Consider the following 1,568-nt stretch of genomic DNA (forward strand, 5'->3'; position numbering starts at 1 on the left):
ACAGGCGAGGATGAAACCGGCGGCGATTTCCTGCTGCGACAGCGTGTAGCCGAAGTCGGTCAGCGCCGAGACGCGTCCGGACTTGAGCTTGCACTTGCAGGAGCCACAGGTGCCGACCGTGCAGTTGTGCGGAAACGGCACACCATTCTTGAGGGCGGCCTCGAGCATGGTTTCCCCGCTCGGCACTTCGTAGCGCGCACCAAACGGCGCTACTTCCACAAACTTCGCTTCCTTCGCAGCAAACAGCGATTTCAAAAAGCCCATTGCGCCTCCGCAGAACCGCTCCATCCTCTGGAATCGGCGGCGCCGATCGGGAATGTTTGTCAGTGCCCGGATAGTAAGGCACCATACGATTGCCGGCAACAAAGCCCCGGCAGCATCGAAGATTCTTGTAGCGCAAGCCCGTGTATGGGCTGGAAATGAATAAAAGAGTCGCACTCGAACACGAGTCGCGATCGTGCGGAGGAGCTGCCAGATGCTGCGCAAACCGAGCTGCACGATGGCTGGTAATCCGCCTGCCGGCCCTGTCCGAAAGTCCGGGCCGCGATCGTTTCAAGCGGCGTTCTAATCAACGCCGCCAACTGGTCCCGGTTGCACCAACCTTCCCCTGATTCGTCAGCACCAGAACACCGAGAGGAGACACTCATGACTGCATCGCTTACCGCCACCGCCGCGCTGGTCCGCCAGGTTGGCGGTCCGTTCACGATCGAATCGATTTCCGTCGCCGCGCCACGCGAGCATGAAGTGCGCGTGAAGATGGTCGGCGTCGGCATGTGCCACACCGATCTCGTTGCTCGTGATGGTTTCCCGGTGCCGATGCCGATCGTGCTCGGCCATGAAGGTTCGGGCGTCGTCGAGTCGGTGGGCTCGGCGGTCAAGACCGTCAAGCCGGGCGATCACGTGGTGCTCAGCTTCAACTCCTGCTCGGCCTGCCCGAGCTGCGACGACACCCAGCCGGCCTACTGCTACAACTTCCTGGCCAACAACTTCGCCGGCGTCCGTCCGACGGACGGCACCACGGCGCTGAGCCAGGACGGCACCCAGATCGCCGGCAACTTCTTCGGTCAGTCCTCGTTCGGCAGCTACGCCGTGGCCCACGAGCGCAACACCGTGGTGATCGACAAGGACCTGCCGCTGGAAATCATGGGCCCGCTCGGCTGCGGCATCCAGACCGGTGCTGGTGCGGCGATCAATTCGATCAAGCTGAAGAAGGGCCAGTCGCTGGCGATCTTCGGTGGTGGTGCGGTCGGCCTGAGCGCGCTGCTCGGCGCCCGTGCGATCGACGCTGGCACGGTCATCGTCATCGAACCGAACGAGGGCCGCGGCAAGCTGGCGCTGGAACTCGGCGCGACGCACGTCATCAACCCGAAGACCACGCCGGACGTGCTGGCGAAGATCAAGGAACTGAGCGGTGGCGGCGTCAACCACGCGCTCGACACCACCGGCATTCCGGCGGTGATCGGTGTTGCCGTCGAAACCATGCTGCCGAACGGCATGCTTGGCTTGATCGCCGTGCCGCCGCCGGAAGCGATGCTGCCGGCGAACATGATGAGCATGCTGATCCGCGG

Annotated in this window: 2 protein-coding genes; one reads left to right on the forward strand and one right to left on the reverse strand. The window is 63.5% G+C overall.

Going from position 1 to position 1,568, the window contains the following annotated elements; all coding sequences use genetic code 11:
• A partial coding sequence (locus tag QZY06_RS05510; RefSeq protein WP_295681331.1) for a 2Fe-2S iron-sulfur cluster-binding protein occupies nt 1-264 on the reverse strand: 264 nt, incomplete at its 3' end.
• Nucleotides 265-645: 381 nt separating this feature from the next.
• Here QZY06_RS05510 and QZY06_RS05515 point away from each other — a divergent pair.
• Nucleotides 646-1,568, forward strand: a 923-nt coding sequence (locus QZY06_RS05515; protein ID WP_295681333.1) for an NAD(P)-dependent alcohol dehydrogenase, incomplete at its 3' end; no start/stop codon positions are given.

Source organism: uncultured Nevskia sp. (assembly GCF_903885465.1).
In the GTDB taxonomy this organism is placed as follows: Bacteria; Pseudomonadota; Gammaproteobacteria; order Nevskiales; family Nevskiaceae; genus Nevskia.